Source organism: Mesorhizobium sp. P2_C7 (genome assembly GCF_056404515.1).
In genome coordinates, this window is record NZ_JBFUDW010000009.1 from 74,855 (window position 1) to 98,218 (window position 23,364).

The 23,364-nt window shown below is 64.4% G+C and carries 22 protein-coding genes; 12 read left to right on the forward strand and 10 right to left on the reverse strand.

The window, feature by feature from the left end; genetic code table 11:
- Nucleotides 1-633: 633 nt before the first annotated feature.
- Nucleotides 634-2,685, reverse strand: a complete 2,052-nt coding sequence (locus AC1D2G_RS19650; RefSeq protein ID WP_477228157.1) for an elongation factor G — start codon at nucleotides 2,683-2,685, stop codon at nucleotides 634-636.
- A gap of 196 nt (nucleotides 2,686-2,881) precedes the next feature.
- Complete coding sequence (locus AC1D2G_RS19655) at nucleotides 2,882-4,411, reverse strand: putative bifunctional diguanylate cyclase/phosphodiesterase (RefSeq protein ID WP_477228156.1); 1,530 nt, start codon at nucleotides 4,409-4,411, stop codon at nucleotides 2,882-2,884.
- Between the two features lie 245 nt (nucleotides 4,412-4,656).
- On the opposite strand from AC1D2G_RS19655, the gene AC1D2G_RS19660 reads away from it, so the two are divergent.
- Nucleotides 4,657-5,052, forward strand: coding sequence for a (R)-mandelonitrile lyase (locus AC1D2G_RS19660; protein ID WP_477228155.1), 396 nt, complete (start codon nucleotides 4,657-4,659; stop codon nucleotides 5,050-5,052).
- A gap of 81 nt (nucleotides 5,053-5,133) precedes the next feature.
- On the opposite strand, the gene AC1D2G_RS19665 is transcribed toward AC1D2G_RS19660, so the two are convergent.
- On the reverse strand, nucleotides 5,134-6,336 hold the full coding sequence (locus tag AC1D2G_RS19665; RefSeq protein WP_477228154.1) for a pyridoxal phosphate-dependent aminotransferase: 1,203 nt from the start codon (nucleotides 6,334-6,336) through the stop codon (nucleotides 5,134-5,136).
- Nucleotides 6,337-6,539: 203 nt separating this feature from the next.
- Here AC1D2G_RS19665 and AC1D2G_RS19670 point away from each other — a divergent pair, with 203 nt between their 5' ends.
- The 3 genes from AC1D2G_RS19670 to AC1D2G_RS19680 all read left to right on the forward strand — a co-directional run bounded on the left by AC1D2G_RS19670 (nucleotide 6,540) and on the right by AC1D2G_RS19680 (nucleotide 9,154).
- A complete protein-coding gene (locus AC1D2G_RS19670; RefSeq protein WP_477228153.1) occupies nucleotides 6,540-7,436 on the forward strand; it encodes an EAL domain-containing protein in 897 nt (298 codons plus the stop codon).
- Nucleotides 7,433-8,281, forward strand: a complete 849-nt coding sequence (locus AC1D2G_RS19675) for an EAL domain-containing protein (RefSeq protein WP_457152237.1) — start codon at nucleotides 7,433-7,435, stop codon at nucleotides 8,279-8,281. Before AC1D2G_RS19670 ends, AC1D2G_RS19675 begins: the two co-directional genes overlap by 4 nt.
- Before the next feature lie 264 nt (nucleotides 8,282-8,545).
- Nucleotides 8,546-9,154 (forward strand): glutathione S-transferase family protein, encoded by a 609-nt coding sequence (locus AC1D2G_RS19680; RefSeq protein WP_477416000.1) that lies wholly within the window; start codon nucleotides 8,546-8,548, stop codon nucleotides 9,152-9,154.
- A 231-nt stretch (nucleotides 9,155-9,385) separates the two neighbouring features.
- Here AC1D2G_RS19680 and AC1D2G_RS19685 read toward each other — a convergent pair whose 3' ends face one another.
- Nucleotides 9,386-9,598, reverse strand: coding sequence for a cold-shock protein (locus AC1D2G_RS19685; RefSeq protein WP_010910991.1), 213 nt, complete (start codon nucleotides 9,596-9,598; stop codon nucleotides 9,386-9,388).
- Between the two features lie 285 nt (nucleotides 9,599-9,883).
- Here AC1D2G_RS19685 and AC1D2G_RS19690 point away from each other — a divergent pair, with 285 nt between their 5' ends.
- Nucleotides 9,884-10,213, forward strand: a complete 330-nt coding sequence (locus AC1D2G_RS19690; RefSeq protein ID WP_477416002.1) for a hypothetical protein — start codon at nucleotides 9,884-9,886, stop codon at nucleotides 10,211-10,213.
- A gap of 59 nt (nucleotides 10,214-10,272) precedes the next feature.
- Here the strand turns inward: AC1D2G_RS19690 and AC1D2G_RS19695 are convergent, their stop codons facing one another.
- Complete coding sequence (locus tag AC1D2G_RS19695) at nucleotides 10,273-10,842, reverse strand: methylated-DNA--[protein]-cysteine S-methyltransferase (RefSeq protein WP_477416004.1); 570 nt, start codon at nucleotides 10,840-10,842, stop codon at nucleotides 10,273-10,275.
- 181 nt (nucleotides 10,843-11,023) lie between these two features.
- Here AC1D2G_RS19695 and AC1D2G_RS19700 point away from each other — a divergent pair, with 181 nt between their 5' ends.
- Together AC1D2G_RS19700 and AC1D2G_RS19705 are read left to right on the forward strand one after the other, a co-directional pair.
- The gene (locus tag AC1D2G_RS19700) at nucleotides 11,024-11,956 is read left to right on the forward strand and encodes a transglycosylase SLT domain-containing protein (RefSeq protein ID WP_477416006.1); all 933 of its coding nucleotides are present in this window, start codon (nucleotides 11,024-11,026) and stop codon (nucleotides 11,954-11,956) included.
- A gap of 5 nt (nucleotides 11,957-11,961) precedes the next feature.
- Nucleotides 11,962-12,450: a GNAT family N-acetyltransferase gene (locus AC1D2G_RS19705; RefSeq protein WP_477228149.1), complete on the forward strand. Its 489-nt coding sequence runs from the start codon at nucleotides 11,962-11,964 to the stop codon at nucleotides 12,448-12,450.
- Nucleotides 12,451-12,459: 9 nt separating this feature from the next.
- Here AC1D2G_RS19705 and AC1D2G_RS19710 read toward each other — a convergent pair whose 3' ends face one another.
- Nucleotides 12,460-12,804 (reverse strand): hypothetical protein, encoded by a 345-nt coding sequence (locus tag AC1D2G_RS19710; RefSeq protein ID WP_457153702.1) that lies wholly within the window; start codon nucleotides 12,802-12,804, stop codon nucleotides 12,460-12,462.
- A gap of 179 nt (nucleotides 12,805-12,983) precedes the next feature.
- Here AC1D2G_RS19710 and AC1D2G_RS19715 point away from each other — a divergent pair, with 179 nt between their 5' ends.
- From AC1D2G_RS19715 to AC1D2G_RS19735, 5 genes are all read left to right on the forward strand, one after another.
- Nucleotides 12,984-13,727, forward strand: coding sequence for a DUF899 family protein (locus tag AC1D2G_RS19715; RefSeq protein ID WP_477416008.1), 744 nt, complete (start codon nucleotides 12,984-12,986; stop codon nucleotides 13,725-13,727).
- Between the two features lie 312 nt (nucleotides 13,728-14,039).
- Nucleotides 14,040-14,504 carry a cupin domain-containing protein gene (locus AC1D2G_RS19720; protein ID WP_477228147.1) on the forward strand — a complete coding sequence of 155 codons (465 nt, stop codon included), beginning with the start codon at nucleotides 14,040-14,042 and terminating at the stop codon, nucleotides 14,502-14,504.
- Between the two features lie 74 nt (nucleotides 14,505-14,578).
- Nucleotides 14,579-14,971, forward strand: a complete 393-nt coding sequence (locus AC1D2G_RS19725) for a RidA family protein (protein ID WP_477228146.1) — start codon at nucleotides 14,579-14,581, stop codon at nucleotides 14,969-14,971.
- A gap of 310 nt (nucleotides 14,972-15,281) precedes the next feature.
- Nucleotides 15,282-15,674, forward strand: coding sequence for a RidA family protein (locus AC1D2G_RS19730; RefSeq protein ID WP_477228145.1), 393 nt, complete (start codon nucleotides 15,282-15,284; stop codon nucleotides 15,672-15,674).
- A 256-nt stretch (nucleotides 15,675-15,930) separates the two neighbouring features.
- Entirely contained in the window at nucleotides 15,931-17,106 is a 1,176-nt protein-coding gene (locus AC1D2G_RS19735; RefSeq protein ID WP_477416010.1) for an FAD-dependent monooxygenase, read from the forward strand.
- Here AC1D2G_RS19735 and carB read toward each other — a convergent pair.
- The 4 genes from carB to AC1D2G_RS19755 form a co-directional block, all read right to left on the reverse strand.
- Nucleotides 17,103-20,606 carry a carbamoyl-phosphate synthase large subunit gene (carB, locus tag AC1D2G_RS19740; RefSeq protein ID WP_477228144.1) on the reverse strand — a complete coding sequence of 1,168 codons (3,504 nt, stop codon included), beginning with the start codon at nucleotides 20,604-20,606 and terminating at the stop codon, nucleotides 17,103-17,105. The two genes, AC1D2G_RS19735 and carB, sit on opposite strands and share 4 nt — an antisense overlap.
- Nucleotides 20,607-20,825: 219 nt before the next feature.
- On the reverse strand, nucleotides 20,826-21,713 hold the full coding sequence (locus AC1D2G_RS19745) for an SH3 domain-containing protein (RefSeq protein ID WP_477228143.1): 888 nt from the start codon (nucleotides 21,711-21,713) through the stop codon (nucleotides 20,826-20,828).
- Nucleotides 21,714-22,110: 397 nt separating this feature from the next.
- Nucleotides 22,111-22,869: a metallophosphoesterase family protein gene (locus tag AC1D2G_RS19750; protein ID WP_477416012.1), complete on the reverse strand. Its 759-nt coding sequence runs from the start codon at nucleotides 22,867-22,869 to the stop codon at nucleotides 22,111-22,113.
- Nucleotides 22,870-22,947: 78 nt separating this feature from the next.
- A complete protein-coding gene (locus AC1D2G_RS19755) occupies nucleotides 22,948-23,304 on the reverse strand; it encodes an ArsR/SmtB family transcription factor (protein WP_457152519.1) in 357 nt (118 codons plus the stop codon).
- Nucleotides 23,305-23,364 lie beyond the last annotated feature (60 nt).

Consider the following 23,364-nt stretch of genomic DNA (forward strand, 5'->3'; position numbering starts at 1 on the left):
TCGATCGCGATTGGCGATTCTGTAGTGAGAATCGCGCCTCCGTACACTCCGTTTTGCTGATTTTGCTGGTCCTATAGGTCTCGGATATGGGTTAGACCACAGCCTGCGTCTTTTTGCATGCGTGTGTTGCAAAATAGATGCTTGTTTCTTGGGCATGATGAGCACATATATAGATCATCTCCTGGGCGCGTTCTCCTCCCATTAGCGCCCTAGAGTGTTCCCCTCTGGAGGTTAGCCTTAACAGGCACTTCCAATCAAACTCAGCCGGATCTTCGTTGATCCGGCTTTTTTGTTGCCCGAGCCCTGCCGGAGCAACTCGAAAATTCATCAGAATTGCCACGTAACAGTGACATGTAACCTCAGGTAACATGACATGGACGCCCGACACGTGCTATCCACACCATAGGACGCGGTGTGGTCGTGCGGGAGATGGGGGCATCACTCGAACGGCCCGGGCTCAGGCGGCTACCGCGTCCGAACCATTTTCGCTGCCGAAGTTCGGCGGCGCCAGATGCGGCGGACCTTCCGTTTTGCCTCCTGGGAAACGGTCCGCGAATAAAACGACGTCCGGTCCCCGCCGGGCGTCGTTTTCATTTGGCCCCCCTCGAACCGGGGTTCGAGGGGAAGACCGAATCAGGCAGCCTTGCCGTTGGCATTCATCGCTTCGTCGGCGAGACGCCCGGTGAGTTCGGCCATGTGGTCGAAGACGGCGCGGTAGCTGGCGACGCCAGCGGTCGCCGAGCGCAACTCGATGATCAGGTCGCCGATCTCGGCCTGCGGCATGGTCGCCTCGACAACATCCCATCCCGGCCAGTCAGGCCGCGCATCATAGCCGAGGATCTGGCCGCGCCGCTGCGGGATGAGCGCGATGATCTTCGAGGTCGCGTCGGAGGGCGTGACGATCTCGACCTTCATCACCGGTTCCAGAAGCACCGGCGAGCAGGCGGCCATGCCTTCCTTCATCGCCAGTCTGGCCGCCATCTGGAAGGCCATGTCGGAGGAATCAACCGCGTGGTAGGAGCCGTCCGAGAGGTTGACGGCGACATCGACGACGGGAAAGCCGAGCGGGCCCGACTTCAGATAGTCGCGCACGCCAGTCTCGACCGACTGGATATAGGTCTTCGGCACGACGCCGCCGGTGATGGTGTCGGTGAACTGGAAGCCGGAGCCGCGCGGCAGCGGCTTGATCTCGATCACCACGTCGCCGAACTGGCCATGGCCGCCAGACTGTTTCTTGTGCCGGCCGCGCTGCTGCGCCGATTTGCGGATCGTCTCGCGATAGGGCACCGCCGGCGCATGACCTTCGACCGGGATCTGGTTCTTGCCTTCCAGCCGCTCGCGCACGACACGCAGATGCATCTCGCCATGGCCCGACAGCACGGTCTCGGCCGAGTCCTGGTTGTGGCGCAGGCTGAGCGAGGGGTCTTCCTCCGCCAGCCGCTGGATGGCGGCCGACATCTTCACTTCGTCCTTGCGCTCCTTGGGGCGCAGCGCGAAAGCGAAGACCGGCTGCGGCGGCTCGAACTCAAGCAGCGGCTTGATGCCGCCCTTGGCCGAACTCAGCGTCTGGCCGGTCTTGACCTCATCCAGCTTGCCCAGCGCCACAGTGTCGCCGGCCTTGGCGATGGTGAGCTTGAACTGATCCTTGCCGAGCATTCGGTAGATGCCGGAAACCTTCGCCGTGTTGCCGCCGGGCAGCCAGAGTTCGGAGCCGTCGACGACCTGGCCGGACAGGATGCGCGACACCGACAGCTTGCCGCCATGCGGCGTGTGGATGGTCTTCATCACCTGAGCCACGGTGGCCGCGCCGTCGGGCGCGCCCAGCCGCCTGCGGGTCGCCTCGATGTCGGGCGCGTCGTGGCGGATCGCCTTCAAGAGGCGCAGCACGCCGTTGCCTTTCTCGGCGGTGCCGATCAGCACCGGCGTCACCGCGCCATCGCGCAGATCGGCGGCGAGGTCGTCGAAGATGGCGTCCTTGGGCGGCTCGATCTCCTCGAGCAGTTGTTCCATAAGTTGGTCGTCATGATCGGCCAGCGTCTCCAGCATGGAGAAGCGCGCCTCCAGTTCGCGCGCCTTGTCATCGCCAGGTATTTCGGCCACTTCGCTTTCGGCATATTCGCGATAGATGTAGGCGCGCTCCAGCGCCAGATCGATGGAGCCGATGACGACGCCATCCTTGCGCAGCGGAATCTGGCGCAGCAGCAGCGGCACGGCGCTGGCCGGCTGCAGCATCTTCAGCGTGTCGCGCACGCCGGCGATTGCCTTGTCGACCTTGTTGAGGAACAGGATGCGCGGCACGCCGAGATCGTCGAGCCTGCGCATGATCAGCTGCAGGGCAGGGATCTTCTTTTCGTCGGCCTCGGCAACGACCACGGCGAGGTCGCAGGCGGCCAGCACCGGCTCGGCCTCGAAAGAGAATTCGATGGAGCCGGGACAATCGACGAAAGTAAGCTGCTCGCCCATGAATTCGGTGGTGGCGAAGGTCGCCTCGACGCTCATCGCGTGGGCCCGCGCCTCTGGCGAATGATCTGAAACGGTGTTGCCCGATGAGACGGGGTTTTGTCGGGGAATTGAGCCCGTGCGGGCCAATATGGCTTCGAGAAGTGTCGTCTTACCGCTGGCGAAGGGACCGATTATGGCAATGCATTTCGGTCCCGTGCGTCGTCCTCCGGCGCGAGTACCCATGACTGACCTCCACTCAGGCGTTTCCCGTAGGACCGACTGGCATGCATGGTTCAGGCTTGGTCAATCGGTCCTGAGCGGCGGCCGGCCTGTTCGACCGTCGCGGGCGGGGTTCTTTTGGTTTGGCCACCTGCCCGAAACCATCGTCCCACTTGTTTGCCGGCAGGGCAAGAAAAATAGAAACTCTTCGGCCGTCGCCTCAGGCGCTCAGCGCCAGCGGCTCGGCATGGACGGCATGCAACGAACCAAGCTTGTCGCGCGGCGCCGGCCGGCCGAAGAAATAGCCCTGGAAACGATTGCAGCCGGCAGCCTTGGCCAGGGCGAATTCCTCCTGCGTCTCGACGCCCTCGGCGACGATGGTGACGTCCTGGATGCGTGCGATCTGGGCGAGCGCCGAAACGAAAATCTGCGCCACCTGGTCATGGGCGAGGCTGCGGATGTAGGAGCGGTCGATCTTGATGCTGTCGACGGGCAAGGTCTTCAGATAGTTGAAGCCGCAATGGCCGGTGCCGAAGTCGTCGAGCGCGATGTGGAAGCCGAGGCCGCGCAACGCTTCGAGGCGCCGCAGGATTTCGGGCGTGGCGGCGGTCGCCACCGTCTCGGTGATCTCGATGACGAATTGCGCGGCGGAACGGCCGGTTTCCTTCAGCACGCGATCGCACATGGTGACGATCTCGTCACGCTTCAGCTGTTCGCCGGATACGTTGATCGAAATGCGGCGTCCCGGGAAATGGCTGATATCGGCGCAGGCCCGCTTGAACACCCACTCGCCGAGCATGTCGATCAGGGTCGAGCGTTCGGCGATCGGAATGAACTCGGCCGGCGAGATCAGACCACGAACCGGGTGGCGCCAGCGGATCAGCCCTTCGAAGCCACAGGTGGAACTGTCCGGATTGACGATCGGCTGGTAGTGCAGCTCCAGTTCGCCGAGATAGACCGCCGCGCGCAACTCCCGCTCGACCAGGCGACGATAGCGCTTGTCGGACAGCATCTCCTCGTCGAACACGGTGACGCGGCCACGGCCCGCCGCCTTGCTTTCATAGAGCGCCAGGTCGGCGACCAGCATCAGTTCCGTCGTGTTCGAGGCATGTGCCGGCGCCAGCGCCACGCCGACGGAAATGGACAGTGGGATGGTCTTGCCCTCATGCGATTTCCCGGCCCGCATGGCGTCCAGCAAGCGCCTGACTTTCTTGCTGATGATGGCGAGATCGTTGTGCGGGACGATGACGCCGAATTCGTCGCCGCCGAGCCGTCCGACCATGCCTCCGGCAAAGATGCGCTCGGCCGTCTTGACCAGATGCGCCAGAGCGAGGTCGCCGAACTGATGTCCGAACGTGTCGTTGAGCTGCTTGAAGTGATCGACGTCGATCAACAGCAAGGTCGCATCGTGCCGGTCGCGCATGCTGCCGAGACTGCCGTGCAGCGCTTCGAGGAAATAGCGGCGCGTCATCGCCCCGGTCATCGCGTCCCTGGTCAGGAAATGATGCTTTTCCGCCTCTGCGGCGGCGGCCGACCGCAAGCGATTGACGACGCTGCTGCGCATATACATCAGGGCCATCAGGGCCAAGCTGGTGGCGAGGATCGAGACCGCGAAGGCGTTGCTGGAGGGCAGGTTTCGCGACAGGTCGACCGCGCCAAGCACCGCGGCGCCGATGCTGATCAGAAGCAGCAACTGGATGCCGCGGTAGATCCGGCCGCTGTGATCCTTGATCGTCGCCAGTATGCTCATCTCATCGCCCCTTGAAATGCAGGCTCAGGGCTAGAGCGCAGCTGTTAAGAAGACATTGAATTCGCCATCTTTCCGTGCCGCGACACGGTGCGGGGAGCGTTCATGGTTAAGGAGAAAAATCGGTCTTGCGGCGGTGGGCGAAACGGCCGGTTGCGCCTCGGATGATATCGGCCGAGAATGCATTTTTCGTCACATGTCGGGCGGCGTCTGTCGCCGATCGCTTCACCAGTTCCAGGATCACCCCGATGAAGATCATTGCTTGCGGCAGCGTGCCGACCATCGTAGCGCCGGAGAAGTACTTCACCGGCCGCGTGTTGCAGACGCCGATCATCGAGAAGGAGGCGCCGGCGCGGCTGCGGGCCACGCTGGTCAGCTTCGAGCCGGGCGCGCGCACCCACTGGCACACGCATCCGCTCGGCCAGACACTCTACGTCACCTTAGGCGCAGGCCTTGCCCAGACATGGGGCGAGCCGGTCCAGGAGATCAGGGCCGGCGACGTCATCTCGTTCGCGCCTGGCGAAAAGCACTGGCACGGTGCGGCGCCGAAGTCGGCGATGACGCATATCGCAATGCAGGAGGCGCTGGACGGTGTCCACGCCGACTGGCTGGAAGAGGTGACGTCAGTCCAATATGGCGGCTGAGTGCCGAGCCTGTGAGGCGGCGTCGTTGCCAACAAAAAACCCGGCGGTGAAGCCGGGTTTTCAATTTCAAGACTGGCCTGATCAGGTCAGCGATGCCGTGAAGCGCTGGATGCGCGTGCAGGCTTCCTCAAGCAGCGTCTCCGAAGTGGCGTAGGAGATGCGGAAATTGGGGCCGAGGCCGAAGGCTGAGCCGAACACCACTGCGACCCCCTCGGCCTCGAGCAGTTCCGAGCAGAAGGTTTCGTCGGTGTCGATCAGCTTGCCGGCTTTGGTCTTCTTGCCGATCAGCTGGGCGCAGGACGGATAGACGTAGAAGGCGCCTTCCGGCGACGGGCAGCTTATACCGCGCGCCTGGTTGAGCATCGACACGACGAGATCGCGCCGGCCCTGGAAGATCGCCTTGTTCCTGGCGATGAAGTCCTGCGGGCCGTTGAGCGCCTCGACCGATGCCCATTGCGCGATGGTGCAGGCGCCCGAGGTCTGCTGGCCCTGGATCATGTCCATCGCCTTGATCAGCGCCACCGGGCCGGCGGCATAGCCGATGCGCCAGCCGGTCATGGCATAGGCTTTCGACACGCCGTTCATGGTCAGCGTGCGCTCGTAGAGTTTCGGCTCGACTTCGGCGATGGTCTTGAAGACGAAGTCGCCATAGGTCAGGTGCTCGTACATGTCATCGGTCAGCGTCCAGACATGCGGATGCTTCAACAGCACGTCGGCCAGCGCGCGCAATTCAACCTCGGTATAGGCTGCACCCGACGGGTTCGACGGCGAGTTCATCAGCAGCCATTTGGTGCGGGGCGTGATTGCCTTTTCCAGCACCGCGGCGGTCAGCTTGAAGCCGTTGTCGATCGAGGTGTCAGCAAACACGGAGGTGCCGCCGCAGATCGCCACCATCTCAGGATAACTGACCCAGTAGGGGCGCGGTATGATGACCTCGTCGCCGGGGTTCAGTGTCGCCATGAAGGCGTTGAATAGGATCTGCTTGCCGCCGGTGCCGACAATGGTCTGCTCGGGCTTGTAATCGAGATTGTTCTCGCGCTTGAACTTCTTCGCGATCGCCTCGCGCAGCGGCACGATGCCCGACACCGGCGGATATTTGGTTTCGCCGCGGCGGATCGCCTCGATCGCCGCATTCTTGATGTTGTCGGGCGTATCGAAATCCGGCTCGCCGGCGCCGAGGCCGATAATGTCACGGCCGGCATTTTTCAGCTCACGCGCTTTCTGCGTCACCGCAATGGTCGCGGAAGGCTTTACGCGGGAAAGGGCGTCGGCGAGAAAGGCCATGACCGGATATCTCCAAACAAGGTCGGCGCGGGCCGGGAGCGGCCGCGGCGCTTCTCATGTCGCATGATTTCGCGCAGTGCAAGCATTGTCGGCTGATCCAGGCCTCAAGGACCCGTGATCGGCAACGATAAATTCATTAACGGGCGGTAGAGGCTTGCGTGACAGGATCACAGTTTGACCGCCAGTTTGCGGAGCGAGGAACCGTGTCGCGCAGCATCGGGCTTGCCCACATCATCCGTCACGACGACGGCACCTCCACCGGTGTCTGGGGCATCTACACGCTGCAAAGCGCCTTCCAGCCGATCTTCGCCTTCAACGAGGGCAAGCTGTCGGTGGCGGCGTTCGAAGGGCTGATCCGGCCGTTCCGCGACGGCGAGCCGCAATCGCCGATGAGCTTTTTCAGCACCTGCCCGGCCGCCGACCGCCTCCATGTCGAGGCGTTGACCAGGACGCTGCATCTTCTGAACGCCGGCGCCTGCCTGCCTGAAGAAGCATCGATCTTCGTCAATTTCGACCCGTCGGTGTTCACCGAGCGCACCGTTGCCGACAATGCCTTGCGCGAAATGCGGCTGGTGCTGCACGAGGCTGGCATCGATCCGCGCCGTGTGGTCTGCGAAGTGACCGAGCAGCGCTCGGCGTCGCAGGAGACCCTGCACAGTTTCGTCGCAGCACTTCGGGCCAACGGCTTTCGCATCGCCGTCGACGACTATGGCGCCGATGATTCCGACATCAACCGCATCAAGGAGCTGAAGCCCGACATCGTCAAATTCGACGCCTTCTGGATCACGCAGTTGATGGAGTCCGGGGCCGGCTTCGCGCTGCTGACCACCATGGTGAAAAGTTTCGAGCAGCAAGGCATCCGCACGGTGTTCGAGGGCATCGAGGAGGGCTGGCAACTGGAACTCGCCGAGAAGTCGGGAGCGTCGATGGTGCAGGGTTTTGTGCTGGCGCGGCCCGAGCTAGCGCCGACAAGCTTTCGCGTCTTCGGCAAATCCGCGCAGCAGGCCGCCTCCACGGCCGTTGAAGCCGCGCCTGTCCAACCGGCACCACCGCACGCGACACGGCCAGCAAAAGCCTTCGGGCGCAAGGTGGCGCCATGAGGCGCGAGCGGCGGCGCGATGTCGGCAACGCGATCCAGGTCGACGAAGTCGGTATCGAATACGGCATCCATGGCGAGTTCCGGCTGCGCAGCGCCTATCAGCCGATTTTCGCTCCGCGCGGCCGCTTCCTTCACGCCGTCGCGGTCGAAGCCCTGATCGAGCCGCACCGTGCCGGCCGCCCCGGTGCGCCGAAGGTGTTTTTCGAAAGCATCGCCGCTTCCGACCGCTTGTTTGTCGAGACCATGTGCCGGGTGCTTCACCTCAGGAATTTTCACAACATCGGCGTCGACGGACTCGATCTGTTTTTCAACTACAATCCGTTGATCAACGACCATCCCGGGCGAGCGCTGGCCGAGATCCGGCTGATGACCAGGTATCTCGGCGATTTCGGCCTCGCGCCGGCCATGCTGGTCTGCGAAATCACCGAACAGGCGGCCGACGACGCGCTTCTCATCCGACTGGTGCGCGAAATGCGGCGCGACGGGATCCGCATCGCCATCGACGATTTCGGCACCGGCCACTCGACGGAGGAGCGGGTCAGCCTGCTCCATCCCGACATCGTCAAGATCGACGGCACCTGGTTCGCCGAGTTCTGCCGCCATGCCGCCGCCGAACGGTTCTTCCGCCCGCTGGTTTCGACCTTGCACGACCGTGGCGCCAAGGTGCTGGTCGAAGGCATCGAGCAGCCCACACACCTGCGCGTCGCGCTCGAAGGCGGCGTCGACCTGCTGCAGGGGTTTCTTCTCGCCCGCCCGGCGCTGGCCGGCACGATCTTCAACGAAGAGCCGCTCTCCGTCGACACGCTGCTTGGCAGGGATAGCAAGGTTGTGCCGCTGTTCGGCTAGGGCGCCTCGATATTCAGGTGAGGCCGGCCTGCAAACGGCAGCTTCCTGCGCTTCCGGTACTCACGTACCCAAATGTACGCTCCGTTCCGGTTCTCGGAATCCACCGTTTTCGACTCGGCCTGACCTGAATCTCGTCACGCCCTTGAACGCCCTCATGCGTTCACACATCAGCAGCGCTGATGGTCGTGCCAAAACAAATCATTGGTTGAGGACGTCGCCGCTGCGATAATCACGCCGGCAGAGGCAGCGCACCGGGGAACTGCAATGATACTCTACGGCATGATCGACAGCGGCAATTGCTACAAGCCGCGGCTGCTGATGGCCAAGCTTGGCCTCGCCTTCACCAATGTCGAGGTGAGTTCGCATACGGGTGAGACGCGAAAAGCGGACTATGTCGCCAAGAACCCGAACGCCATGGTGCCGCTGCTCGAGCTCGATGACGGCCGGCGGCTGGCTGAATCCAACGCCATCCTGCTCTATCTCGCAGAAGGCACGCGCTTCCTGCCGGCGGACAGGTACGAACGGGGACTGGCCTATCAATGGCTGTTCTTCGAGCAATACAGCCACGAGCCCTATATCGCGGTGCGCAAGGCGCTGCTGACCTTTCCCGAACGCGCCCGGGATGCGACGCCGGAGCGGCTGGCGGTGACGCTGGAACGCGGCAACAAGGCGCTCGGCGTGATGAACAAACATCTGGAAACCAATGCGTTCTTCGCTGGCGGTGCCTACAGCGTCGCCGACATCGCGCTCTATGCTTATACGCATACGGCAGAGCAGGGCGGCTTCCAGCTCGATGCCTATCCAGCGGTGACAGACTGGCTTGGCCGGGTGGAAGCGGATCCAGGGCATGTGCCGATGGACTGGGTGGGGTGAGCAACGTCGCCAATTGTCGATGCCTGAACCCCAGACAAACAAAAAGGCGGGATAAATCCCGCCTTCCCATTTTCGGTAGCCTGATCGGGAGCGTCCGGTCCGGGCTGGCAGCTATCTGCTGATCCAGCTTTTCGGTTCTTTCCGCTCCGGCGCGCTTCTCGCGCGACTGTCAGTACATCCGTGACTTGCCGCGCGCCCCGAGCTCTCGCCCGGCGCGCGCCATTCGCAAAATCAGGCTGCCTTGCTCAGAGATCCAGCGGACGACTTGCCAGTGCGGCGGTCCTGCTCGATCTCGAAGTTGATCTTCTGGCCTTCGACCAGGGTCGACAGTCCAGCACGCTCGACAGCGGAGATGTGGACGAATACGTCCGCGCCGCCCGCGTCAGGCTGGATGAAGCCGAAGCCCTTGGTGGCGTTGAACCACTTGACCGTTCCAGTTGCCATTTAGATAGTCCTTCACATTTGCTTTAGATTGACCGGACCGAAGTCCAGCCGGTGTGCATCGAGATTTTGGAGATAGACGTCAGCAAACGCGATTATCGCGAGGCCCGGATCGATCGGCCGAAATATCAATGGAACGCATATAGGCTGCTTTCGCACGAAAAACAAGACTGCGTGAGAAGGCCGTGATCAGGATGCCGCCCAATGGCCGCCCCAATCGCGTGAGAGCGTCGCAACAGGATCGGGCCCCGGCGGTGTTCAATCCGGGAGGAGCTTGGGGAGAGGATCATGAAAACCATTCTGCTTGCCGCCTGCCTGACGCTGGTGGCCGCCGAGGCGCAGGCGATCTCGCGCTACGACCCGACGCGTATGAGCTGCGGGCGTGTCCAGTCGACGATCGCGCGGCAGGGCGCCGTCATCCTGCGTTACCAGTCGACGCGGGTGCCCGGCCTGCCGCTCTATGACCGCTATGTGCAGAGCGAGCAGTTCTGCACCATGGGCGAGGTGAGGGCACGCGCCTACGTACCGAGCGCCGACACCAAATCCTGTCCGGTCTATACCTGCAAGCGGCCGGACTATGATCGGCATTTCCATCGGCGCTTCTTCCACAACGACTAGAGCAATTCCAGGAAAAGTGTGAAGCGCCTTCCCCCAGGGAATTGCGACAGAGAGATGGTTCAAAAGCCGAAGGAAACCTGCGCTGGTGGCGGCGGGCCGACGCGCACGCCTTCCATGGCCAGCATCTTCTCCTTGGTGTTCGAGCCGCCGGGCGCCGAGAAGCCGCCTATCTTGCCGCCGACGGCAAGGATGCGATGACAGGGAATGACCAGCGGCACCGGATTGGCGCCAAGGGCAGCACCGGTTTCGCGCGGCAGACCGCCATGGCCGGCGCGTTTGGCCAGTTCGCCATAGGTGGTGGTTTCGCCATAGCCGAGCTTCCGCGCCGCGCCGTAGATGGCGAGGCGGAAGTCGTCGATGCCGTCGAGATCGACGGGTACGCCGGTGAAGTCGACATCCTCGCCGGCCGCATAGGCCTTGATCGAGGCGATCAGGTCGACGACCCATGGAGGCTGGGCGGTGGATGCGGAAACGCCGGCATGGCGCATCAGCCGCCGCTCCACCGCCTCGCGGCTGCGTTCAGGCAGGCAGAGCCTGATCAGGCCTTTTTCGCTCCAGGCGATGCCCATGAAGCCGATCACTGTTTCTAACACTGCGTGGCCGGCTGTGATCGAAGATGTCGTTTCCATGATGCGTTCCTTTCCGCAAAGTGGCGAAATCCGGCATTCGTCCCGGTACATATCCAGAACAATATGGCATCTGGCCTCAAGTCTCGCCACCCGAAAACCACCTGAGGGCCCCGATTGCCGGTCGTGAATCGCTGGTGTAAGGAATTTCTTAATAACCCGACAAATCGGACCCGAGCGCGGCTTGCCAGCAAAACACACTCTTATCGCGATCGGCGTGATCCTGGCTGCCGCCGGCATCAGCGGTTGCACGTCGACCTCGCAGATGAAATCCGCGCCTGCCCTGACCGAAACCGCGACTGCCGCCGGCGCTGACGCCGGTTTCACGATACCGCTGCCGGAGACGGTTTCGGTGCTGCCGGAATCATCGGGAATCGCGCCCGTTCAGACGGCTGCATTGACGCCCGCCCCGGCCACGTCGGCACCCGATGCGGCCGCCCAGCCGGCTGCTGCGACCGCCGCCTTCGCCGGATCGACCCCGGCAGCGCCGGCGGTACCCGCCATCATGACCGCCAATGCCTGGCAAGCGCCGCCGCCGGCGACCGCAGGCGAGACCGTCAAGACGGCCGAGACCTATACGACCGCCGGGCTCGTCATGCCCGCGACCGCCAAGGGCGACCGGAAGGTCGTGCCAGGCGTCCAGCAGGTCGCCTATATGGTGCCGCAGAACCCGGCTGCCCTCGTCCAGTTCCCGATGGCACCCGCGGAAGAAGAGCACGCGCCGGGCGTGCGTGGCGACGTCGAGCGGCTGATCGAGAAATACGCCGCCCTCTACCAGGTGCCGGTCGATCTGGTTCGCCATGTCGTCAACCGCGAGAGCACCTTCAACCCGAAAGCCTACAACAATGGCCATTGGGGGCTGATGCAGATCAAGCACGCGACGGCGCGCGGCATGGGCTATGACGGACCGGCCAAGGGTCTGTTCGACGCCGACACCAATTTGAAATACGCGGTCAAATATCTGCGTGGCGCCTGGCTGGTGTCCGGCGGCAACGCCAAGCGGGCCGACTGGCTCTACCAGACCGGCTACTATTTCGACGCCAAGCGCAAGGGCCTGCTCGAGGCGACCGGGCTTGGCCGCGACCGCCAGCGCAGCCGCCTGCAGCCCGACGCCTGAGCGCGATGCCTGAACCGCGGCCGCCGGCTCTGAACGATATCCGGCTGCGCAAGATCCTCGACGAGACGCTGGTTCCCGCGCACTGGCCGGAAGGCTTTGTGATGCGCTGCTTCGAGCCCGGTGATGCGCCGGCCCTGCATGCGCTCCTGACCGAAGTGTTCGACGACGGTGCCGACGGCCCGTTTGACGAGTGGTGGCCGCGCATATCAGGCGATCCCGAATTCGACCCGGCGCTGTGTTTCCTCGTCATCGACGCCAAGGGCCGGCTGGCGGCGGCCGCGCTGTGTTGGACGCGCGCCTTCGTCAAGGACCTCGCCGTCCATCCCGAGGCGCGCGGCAAGGGCATTGCCGAAGCGCTGATGTGGCACGCCTTCGCCACCTTTCGCGCACGCGGCGCTGACTATGTCGACCTGAAGACCAACACCGAAGAAAACGCCGCCGCAGTGCGGCTCTACGATCGGCTCGGCATGTTCGAGGTCGATTGGTACAGCTGAGCGGGGCGCTCAAATGTCCGGCGCGTTGCCGATCTTCCGCTTGAGGTCCAGCGCCCAGGCGCGGCCCTCGTCGCCGCCCCACAGCAGCCAGGCGATGTAGCCGGCCGACGGGTTTTGCTCATTCCCGTAGTTCCTGCCGCGCTTGTCGACCTCGTGGCGGGCGAAATAGCTGACCATGCGGCGGATGGTGGAGGGCGCGAGCTTTTCCCGGTTCTTCAGTTCGGTGGCGCGGGCCACGCCGATCTCGGTGCCGCCACGGCCGAATTCGCCGCGCAGGCGCAGCCCCTTGGCGGCATTGTCGGCCACCACTTGCGGGCAGCGCAGGTCGATCTCGTCGTCATCGTCGTTGTGCATTTTGTTCCCGGACTGCTGGCTTATCCTGTGGGGAGAATGCTGGGAAGAGAGCGAGGTTCCGCCACGAGGAATCGCCCGAGCGCTGCGCAAAAAAATGTCGGCACCGATCGCCGCCAAACGTCCTTGGGTCGCAGAGCAACCGCGCCGGGACGCCGGCGCCGCGACCGAAGGAGCCGATCATGATCACCTTTCCCAACGAATCCGCCAAATACCGCACCGCCCGCGAAAAACTGCTGCAGAAGGAAATCGGGCTGCGCCGCGCCATGGAAGAGGTTGCGGTCGCGCGGCGCGCGCTGCCGCCCGGTGGGCTAGTGCCGCAAGATTATGTGTTCGACGCGCTGGGATCGGACGGCAAGCCCGGGAAGGTAAAACTGTCGGAGCTGTTTGCGCCCGGCAAGGATTCGCTCATCCTCTACAACATGATGTTTCCCCGCCACCCACGCGAGACGCGCGACGTGGCGACCAGCGGCGGCACGGCGAAGCTCGCACGGCTGGACCAGCCATGCCCGTCCTGCACGGCGCTGCTCGACCAGTTCGACGGCGCGGTCGGCCATCTCGAAGCCGCCGGCTTCAACTTCGCCGTGGTGGCGAAAACCGCGCTCGAAAACCTGGTCACGCTCGGTCGCGACCGAGGCTGGCGCAACATGCGGCTGGTGTCTTCGGCCAACAACGGCTTCAAGCGCGACTACAATGCGGAGGCGGCCGACGGCGCACAGTCGCCGCTGCTGTCGGTGTTCCATCGCGACGCCGACGGCATCCGCCATTTCTGGAGTTCCGAACTGGATCTCGCGCCAACGGACCCAGGCCAGGATCCGCGTGGCGTCGGCACCTGCGAGCCGCTGTGGAACCTGATGGATTTCACGCCCGAGGGCCGGCCGAACTGGAACGAGCAACTGCAATATGGCGAGGCGTGCTGTCACTAGGAGGGCAGGGGCTCGTTCTGTACGGCGGGCGATCGCTTCAGGTTGGTTCGCACCTTCCGGACGCTGGCGCCGCCCCTCACCTGCCTGCCGGCATCCTCTCCCCGTAGAACGGGGAGAGGGGCGCTGTGATCGACGCTTTCGCCAATCGCCAGCGCTGCAGGAAGAGAGCCGACGTCGCGGCAGGCCCCTTTCTCCCCGTGGCACGGGGAGAAATGCCCGGCAGGGCAATGAGGGGCAGCGCCGACGTCGACAAGGCTGTCTGTGCCAAGCGGTTCTTGTCTACAATGTCGGCACAAAACGGGAGAGCATTCCATGCCCAAGATCGACCTGTCAGCCGTGCCCGTCCGCAAGGGCTCCGGCTACCCCGCGCCTTTCGATCAACCCTGTGCCGACCGCACGCGGCGGCGGCTGGGCGACGCGGGCGGGCTCACCGATTTCGGCGTCAATCTGATGACCTTGCCGCCCGGCGGCTGGTCCAGCCAGCGCCACTGGCACAGCCATGAGGACGAGTTCGTCACCGTGCTGGAAGGCGAACTGATGCTGGTCGAGGACGGCGGCGAGACGCTGCTCAAGGCAGGCGACTGCGCGACCTTCGCCAAGAACAGCGGCAACGGCCATCACCTGATCAACCGGTCGTCCACGACGGCGCTCTATCTGGAGGTCGGCTCGCGCGACCCGGACGACGTCATCACATGCTCCGACATCGACATGATGAGCCCGAGCTCCGACGGACGTTTCTTGCACAAGGACGGCACACCGTATCCGGGGCAGGGGTAGCTCTGGCCCATGCATCCGCGCTGGCGTTCACCGGGCGGCGCGGTAAGCTCCCTGCAAACCCAGGGAGGATTGCCGTGAAGAAAGAAATCATCGAAGTGCCGGTGCTGTCGGCAGCCGTGCGTGCCTTGGGCGTGCCGCTGTCGCTGGTGACCAAAGCCGCCGGGCTGGTCTTCGTGTCCGGCACGCCGCCGCTCGATATCTCGACCGGCAGGCTGGTCAAGGGCGACATCGAAACGCAGACCGAGGCATCGCTGAAGGCGCTGAAGCATTGCCTGGAAGCGGCCGGCACCTCGCTGGACAACGTGGTGATGGTGCGCATCTACGCCGTCAATTCCGGCTTCTACAACGCCATCAACCGCGTCTATGCCAGGCATTTTCCCGAGAACCCACCATCGCGGACCTTCGTGCCGGTGGCGTCATGGCCGATGGAGTTCGATATCGAGATCGAATGTGTGGCGGTGGGCTGAGCCGAGCTCCCCTTCTCCCCTTGTGGGGCCCGAAGGGCGGGCGAGGCCCGTGACTCGCCCCGGGCGGTGTCGCCGAAGGCGACGGATGAGGGGTGTTCCAGGGAACGCCAACGTCTCACTCCGCTGGAGCACCCTTCATCCGTCTCGGCGCTATCGCGCCGATCCACCTTCTCCCCCAGGGGGAGAAGGTAAGGGCGTTCCCGGCGCCGCATCTGGGCAGGGGTGAGCGGCGTCAGTCCTGGATCATCGCTCCGCGCTGGCGTTCGGCTGGTGGCGCGATAAGGTCCCTGAAAACCCAGGGAGATTTGCCGTGAAGAAGGAAGTCATCGAAGTGCCTGTCATGTCGGCCAAGGTGCGGGCGCTCGGCCTTCCCTGTTCGACAGCGGTGAAGGCCAACGGCTTCGTGTTCATCTCGGCGACGCCGCCGGTGGACATGGTGACCGGCGAGATGGTGCGCGGCGACATCGAAACGCAGACCGAGGCGTCGCTGAAGGCGCTGAAACATTGCCTGGAAGCGGCCGGCACCTCGCTCGACAATGTGGTGATGGTGCGCATCTACGCCGTCAATTCCGGCTTCTACAACGCCATCAATCGGGTCTATGCGAAGTATTTTTCGATCAACCCGCCGGCGCGCAGCTTCGTGCCGGTGGCGTCATGGCCGATGGAGTTTGATATCGAGATCGAGTGCGTGGCGGTGGCGTGAGCGGCGCAGCGATTTGGAGTCCGACACCGCCTTCTGTCCGCCCATGGTGTTGAAGACGATCAGCACCTGACGGTTGCGGATGGCGTCTTCGATGTTGGGGCGGCTTTCCAGCACCTTGTTCTCGGCGACGACGCACCCCTTACAACATGATCGCCGTTTGCCTGCGCTGTGCGCCGGCGCTAGGCTGCCAATATTCACGGGCGGCCGCGGGTGGCGGCACGCGCCAAGGGCTGACCATGCTTGACGAGCCGGAGCAATGAGCACGAGCCCGCTACGTGTGGCAGTCATTGGCGGCGGCATCGGCGGCGCCGCCGCTGCTGCCGCCCTGCTTCAACGTGGCATGGACGTCCGTCTCTACGAGCAGGCTACGGCCCTGGCCGAGGTCGGCGTCGGCGTCGTGATCCAACCGAACGGTGTCCGGATGCTTCGGCGGCTCGGCCTCGGTGACGAGCTGATCCGCTCGGGCGCCAGATGGATCGACCCACAGTTTCGTCGCGCCGATGGATCCTATGCGGCTGCGATGTGGCCCCCCGAGCTTGCCAGCCAAATCGAGTTCTACGGCATGCACCGCGCCGATTTGCTGGCAATGTTCGTCGATCGGCTACCTGCCGATAGTGTGAAGACCGGCCACAGATGTATCGGCTTCGAACAGGACGATGAGCAGGCCGTCATCACTTTCGCCAATGGTTTGCCCACCACGGCCGACGTCGTGATCGCGGCTGACGGTATCCATTCTACCCTTCAGCAGTTCGTAGTTGCCCCGTCCGCCCCGCTCTATTCGGGATCGGTCGCCTATCGAGGGGTGATCCCGGCGGCTGGTGTCTCGTGGCCGCCGGGAGCGATGCGCAACTGGCTTGGTGCAGGCAAGCATTTTCTCGTCTATCCGGTGCGCGCCGGCCTGCTCATCAACTACGTCGGCTTTGTGACGACTGACGAGCCGATGAAGGAGTCATGGTCGGCACGGGGCGATCCCGCCGCCCTTGCCCGGGAGTTCGCCGGTTGGGACCCCATGGTCGAGACGGTCATTGCCCAACTGAAAACGACGTTTAGGTGGGGCCTGTTCGATCGTGAGCCGCTCGCAACCTGGACTCGCGGACGCCTGACCCTGCTGGGCGACGCCGCCCACCCAATGCTGCCGCATTTGGGACAAGGAGCCAATCAGGCCATCGAAGACGCGGTTGCCTTGGCGACGGTGCTGAGCCACGCAGACCGCAAGTCAGCCCCACGGGCGCTGCTGATTTACGAGCAGCTGCGGCGCGAGCGGACTGCCGGCGTCCAGCGCATGGCGCGCATGAACGGTGCTCGCTATGACGCATCCAGCGGCGACTTGCATGCCCGCGACCGCAAGCTTGACGCTCAGCCGCAGGAACGCGCCTGGGTCTGGAATTACGACGCCGATGCCGAAGCCATGGCAGCCGCGGCTTCGCTCTAGGCAAAGTACTCCTGCAGCGGCCTGACCTCGAGGCTCCCCGCCTTCAGCGCGGCAATCGCCTCCGCTACCGCGGCAGCGCCCGACAGCGTCGTGTAATACGGCACCTTCTGCATCAGCGTCGCGCGGCGGAGCGATTTTGAGTCCGACACCGCCTTCTGGCCATCAGTCGTGTTGAAGACGATCTGGACCTGGCGGTTGCGGATGGCGTCCTCGATGTGGGGGCGGCCTTCCAGCACCTTGTTGATCTTCTCGGCGACGACGCCGTTTTCGGCGAGGAAGCGGGCCGTGCCTGAGGTTGCCATCACCTTGAAGCCGAGACCTGCGAGGCGCTTCACCGCCGGCAATATGCCCTTCTTGTCCTCGTCGCGCACCGAGACGAACAGCGTGCCGGAGCGTGGCAGGTCGACGCCGGCGCCCAGCTGGCTCTTGGCGAAGGCCAGCGCGAAATCGCGGTCGAGGCCCATGACCTCGCCGGTCGAGCGCATTTCCGGGCCGAGCAAGATGTCGACGCCGGGGAAGCGGGCGAAGGGGAACACGGCTTCCTTGACCGCGATGTGGCCGGGATTCCTGGGGTCGGGCATGGCGCCGTAATGGGCGAAGGCGTCTTCCAGCGTCTCGCCGGCCATGATGCGGGCGGCGATCTTGGCAATCGGCCGCCCGATGGTCTTGGCGACGAAGGGCACGGTGCGTGATGCGCGCGGGTTGACCTCCAGCACATAGACCGTGCCGTCCTTGATCGCATATTGCACGTTCATCAGGCCGCCGACATTGAGCGCGCGGGCGAGTGCCGCCGTCTGGCGCTCCAGCTCATCCACCAGCTCCGAAGGCAGCGAGTGCACCGGCAGCGAGCAGGCACTGTCGCCCGAATGGATGCCGGCCTCCTCGATGTGCTCCAATATGCCGGAGACGAAGGTTGCCTTGCCGTCGCAGAGGCAATCGACATCGACCTCGATGGCGCCCGAGAGATAGGTATCGAACAGCAGCGGGTTCTTGCCCAGGAGCGTGTTGATCTGGCCGGTCTTGTCGTTGGGGTATTTCTGCTTGATGTCCTCCGGCACCAGGCCGGGCACGGTGTCGAGCAGGTAGGATTGCAGCATGCCCTCGTCATGGATGATCTGCATGGCGCGGCCGCCGAGCACATAGGACGGGCGCACGACCAGCGGGAAGCCGAGCTCGCCTGCGACGAGGCGGGCCTGCTCGACCGAATAGGCGATGCCGTTCTTCGGCTGGCTGAGGCCGAGCTTGTGCAGCAGCTTCTGGAAGCGGTCGCGGTCTTCGGCGAGGTCGATCATGTCGGGCGAGGTGCCGAGGATTGGGATGCCGGCCTTCTCCAGCGCATCCGCCAGCTTCAGCGGCGTCTGGCCGCCGAACTGGACGATGACGCCGACCAGTTCGCCCGAGGCTTGTTCGGCGCGCAGGATCTCCAGCACGTCTTCCGCCGTCAGCGGCTCGAAATAGAGCCGGTCCGAGGTGTCGTAGTCGGTCGACACGGTCTCGGGGTTGCAGTTGATCATGATCGCCTCATAGCCGGCGTCGCGCAGCGCAAAGGCGGCGTGGCAGCAGCAATAGTCGAACTCGATGCCCTGGCCGATGCGGTTCGGCCCGCCGCCGAGGATGACGACCTTTTTGCGCGACGAGACCTGCGCCTCGTTGGCGAGGTGGCCGGCGAACGGCACTTCGTAGGTCGAGTACATGTAGGCGGTGGGCGAGGCGAACTCGGCGGCGCAGGTGTCGATGCGCTTGTAGACCGGGTGAACGTCGAGCTTTTCGCGGACCTTCGCGATCACTTCGATGTCGGTCCTGGTCAGCGATGCCAGGCGGGCGTCGGAAAAACCCATCGCCTTCAGCATGCGCAGATTGACGGCATCCCCGGGGATGCCGTGCTCGCGGATGCGGGCTTCCATGGCGACGATGCCGGCGATCTGCTCGAGGAACCACGGGTCGATCTTGCACATGGCGTGCACGTCTTCCAGCGAGGTGCCCATGCGGATCGCCTGCGCCACCATGCGCAGCCGGTCGGGCGTCGGCGTGCCCAGTGCTGCGCGGATGGCGTTGCGGTCGTCGGCATGGTTGGCGATCGCGGTCCCGTGGCCGAGGCCGGGGATCTCGATCTCGTCGAGGCCGGTGAGGCCGGTTTCGAGACCACGCAGCGCCTTCTGCAGCGATTCCTGGAACGTGCGGCCGATGGCCATGACTTCGCCGACCGACTTCATGGCGGTGGTCAGCACCGGCTCGGCGCCGGGGAATTTCTCGAAGGCGAAACGCGGGATCTTGGTGACGACGTAATCGATCGACGGCTCGAACGAGGCCGGCGTCGCGCCGCCGGTGATGTCGTTCTCCAGCTCGTCCAGCGTGTAGCCAACGGCGAGCTTGGCCGCGATCTTCGCGATCGGGAAACCGGTCGCCTTGGAAGCCAAGGCGGACGAGCGCGAGACGCGCGGGTTCATCTCGATCACGACCAGACGGCCATCGGCCGGGTTGACGGCGAACTGCACGTTGGAACCGCCGGTCTCGACGCCGATCTCGCGCAGCACCGCGATCGAGGCGTTGCGCATCATCTGGTATTCTTTGTCGGTGAGCGTGAGCGCTGGCGCGACGGTGATCGAATCGCCGGTGTGCACGCCCATCGGGTCGATGTTCTCGATCGAGCAGACGATGATGCAATTGTCCGCCTTGTCGCGGACGACCTCCATCTCGTACTCCTTCCAGCCGAGCACGCTCTCCTCGATCAGCACTTCGGTGGTCGGCGAGGCATCGAGACCGGACTGGACGATCTCGTAGAATTCGGCGCGGTTGTAGGCGATGCCGCCGCCGGTGCCGCCCATGGTGAAGGACGGGCGGATGATGGCAGGCAGGCCGACATGGTCGAGCGCCTGGGCGGCGATCGCCATGCCATGGCTGATGTAGCGCTGCTTGCGGTCGCCTTCGCCGAGGTTCCAGCGGGTTTCCAGCGCGTCGAGCGCAGCGTCGAGATCGGCCGGGGCCTCGGCCTTGACGGCGGCGCGCTCGGCCTCGTGCGTCTTGCGGTCGGTGTTCTTGACGTCGGTGGCGTTGGCCAGCATCGACTTCGGCGTTTCCAGCCCGATCTTCTTCATCGCCTCGCGAAACAGCGCGCGGTCCTCGGCCTTGTCGATCGCCGTGGCGTCGGCGCCGATCATCTCGACATTGTAGCGGTCGAGCACGCCCATGCGGCGCAGCGACAGAGCGGTGTTGAGCGCGGTCTGGCCGCCCATGGTCGGCAGCAGCGCATCGGGCCGCTCCTTGGCGATGATCTTGGCCACGACTTCCGGGGTGATCGGCTCGATATAGGTGGCGTCGGCCAGTTCCGGGTCGGTCATGATTGTGGCCGGATTTGAATTGACCAGGATGACGCGAAAACCCTCTTCCTTCAGCGCCTTGCAGGCCTGGGTGCCGGAATAATCGAACTCGCAGGCCTGGCCGATGACGATGGGGCCGGCCCCGATGATCAGGATCGACTTGATGTCAGTGCGTCTTGGCATGGGCGATAAGTTCCGTTCGGCGGGCGGCTTGCACAAAAAACCGGGACGGGAAGACCCGGCCGGTTGTGCTCGCGATTCTGGTATCAGGCTAGGAGGGCCTTATAGGGAAGAGTTTTGCCCGATGTAACCCCGAAAATGAGGGGAGTAGGGGAGTAGGTAGAGTTTGGAGCGCGCTGCAAACATACTGCCTTACTGCCCTACTCCCTTACTCCCCTAAGACTAATCCCCCAGCGCCATCTGATCCGTGATCTCGAAGCGTTCGGAGACGCCGATGCGGATCATGTTCAGGCTGCCTTCACGGGTGAAGCGGAAGTCGCTCTGCCCGTCGGACCCGGCCGGCTTGCCGGCGACGAAGGAGATGACGCGGGTGCCGCCATCGGGCCAAGTGACGGTGACGTCGGCCTTGTCCGTGCCGGCGCGCACGACGCTGACCGGGCAGCGGGTCATCGGCTCGCCGACATAGCGGGCGCAGGGAATTTCATTGGTGGCATGGCCCGCTGGCGGTTCCATCCGCGCGACGGCTTGTGAGTCAGGCGGCGGGGCAATGGATGCCGCGGCCGGCGGCTTTTCGATCTCGCCGGTCGTCGGGTTTTCCTGCACCGCGAAGGCCAGGCCGTAGGCATCCCGCATGGCCGTTTGGCCGATTTCGACGGCTGATTTCTGCGTGCTTTCGGCGCCAGCCTCCGGACCCGCGCCACCCAGACGCGCCGCCAGGTCGGGCGGCGGTGCGATCGGCGGCTGGGGCTTGGCGGGGTCGCCGGTTTGTGGTTTGTCCAGCGCCGATGCCTGATCGGCCTCATTGCCAGTGGAGGCGACCATCGGTGCGTCGGCCGGTCTTGCCTGGCCTTCGACATAGGGAGCCGGATTGAGGGGGATGAGGTAGCGCGCCGGCGCCCATCCGCTCAGCTTGTCCTTGCCCATGCTCTCGACCTTGCACCATTTGTTGCCGTTGACGTCGTTGCAGCCGAGATTGGTGACGCTTGCGCCTCCAGCCAGACGCGCTTCGACCGTGGCGACCGGCGATGCTGCTGTGCGGATATTGAGAAGGTCATCCGGCGCCAGGCCGGTGACGATGGAGATGACGAGATCCGGCGATTCTTCGGCCATGGCGGGGCCAACAGCCGGCCAGGCCGCCATCAGAAGCGGAGCCGCAATCAGCGCATGCAGGGTTGTTCGGAGCGTAACGGTGCGCCTCATCATTTGGCCGTGCGCTGATACTCAAAGACACCGTGCACGCGACGGATCGAGCCCGTCGCATGCCCGGCCGGTTTTATAAGCGACGACGCGCCGCCATGTAAGCCCGAAAATTCGAACGAACCATGGTGCTGGGCGGACGGGAGAAACCCTGCTGCTCCTTGCGAAGCCCCAGCTGATCCCCTCGCCAGGTCAATCCTCCCGGCCTGGCTGAGGGCATTTCGTGTCTAGCCGCGGCGGCCTGGCGTTGCAAGTTTACGGGTCAGGGAGGCTGGCGGCATCAACGAGTTCAGCCCGGCATGAGCTACACTCAGCCCGGCATGAAGCCGGTCCTGAGCGCGTGGGCCCATTCCGGGCGTCCCGCATCTCCGGCCTGTCTGGCCGCGGCTTCGTGGTCGTAGTCGACGGCGATGGCCTCGAAGCGGTCGGGCTGGCCGGCGCTGCCCAAGGTGACAATGCCGTAGCGCGCATGTGGTGATCCCTGCTCCGAGACATGCGCCGGCGGCGTCGAATCGTCATAGGCGGGGCAGCCGATGCTGCCGGGATTGAAGACGACCGGACCACCGGGGATGCGGATCAGCTCGGCCCGGTGGCTGTGGCCGCACAGCGCGATGCGGCAGGCCGGGTCAAGCGCCTTCAGCCGGCGCCGAATCGCCGCCAATGGCGCGCGCACCAGCTGGCCATCGGTGATCGCATCGAGCAGATATTTCTCGTCATGGTCGGGCCGGGCGTGGAAGGCGATGATGCCGGGCGCGATCTCGAGCGTCAGCGGCTGCGCGAACAGCGCCTCGCGCTGCGCCTGCGTCAGCCGCTCCTGCGCATAGGCGTCGGAAGGCCACATCTCGTCACTGGCCGGATCGGCGGCGACGCGACGGTCGTGGTTGCCGCGCACCGTCGGCAGGTTGAGCGCTTCCAGCCGCGCAAACGTCTCGCGCGGCCATAGCGGGCCGGAAACGCTGTCGCCGAGATTGACGGTCAGGTCGGCGCCGCCGCGCTGCTTCAGATCGTCAAGCACGGCGTCCAGCGCCAGCACATTGCCATGGATATCTGCGAGGACGGCGATGCGCATCTTGGGTGGCTCCGAACGTGGGGCAGCGTTTTCTCTTTCCCCCGCTATGCGGGGCGAGGAACCCAATTCCTGCAAGGGTCAGGCGGAAACTTCAAGATCGTGGCCACCGACCGCGGGCAGCGCGGGATCGTCTCCGGCGGCGGCGATGACGCTGTCGAGCAGGCCGGGGAAGCGGGCGTCGAGGTCGGCGCGACGCAGCGTGATCATGCGGTTGGTGCCAACGACTTCGGCGCGGGTGACCCCGGCCTCGCGCAGTTTGGCCAGATGATAGCTCAGATTGGTCTTGGAGCCGAGGTCGAGGAACTGGCTGCAGTTCAGCGCCACGCCTTCCTTGCTGGCGAGATAGCGCACGATGGCGAGCCGCGTCGGGTCACCGAGCACGCCGAGCACGATCGGCAGGCTGATCTGGTCGGTATTGGGGTGTGGCAAGGTCATGGCTGGAAACTAAGCACAGTTCGGGCCGATTTCAACGCATCCATCCTGCTCTGCGCATAC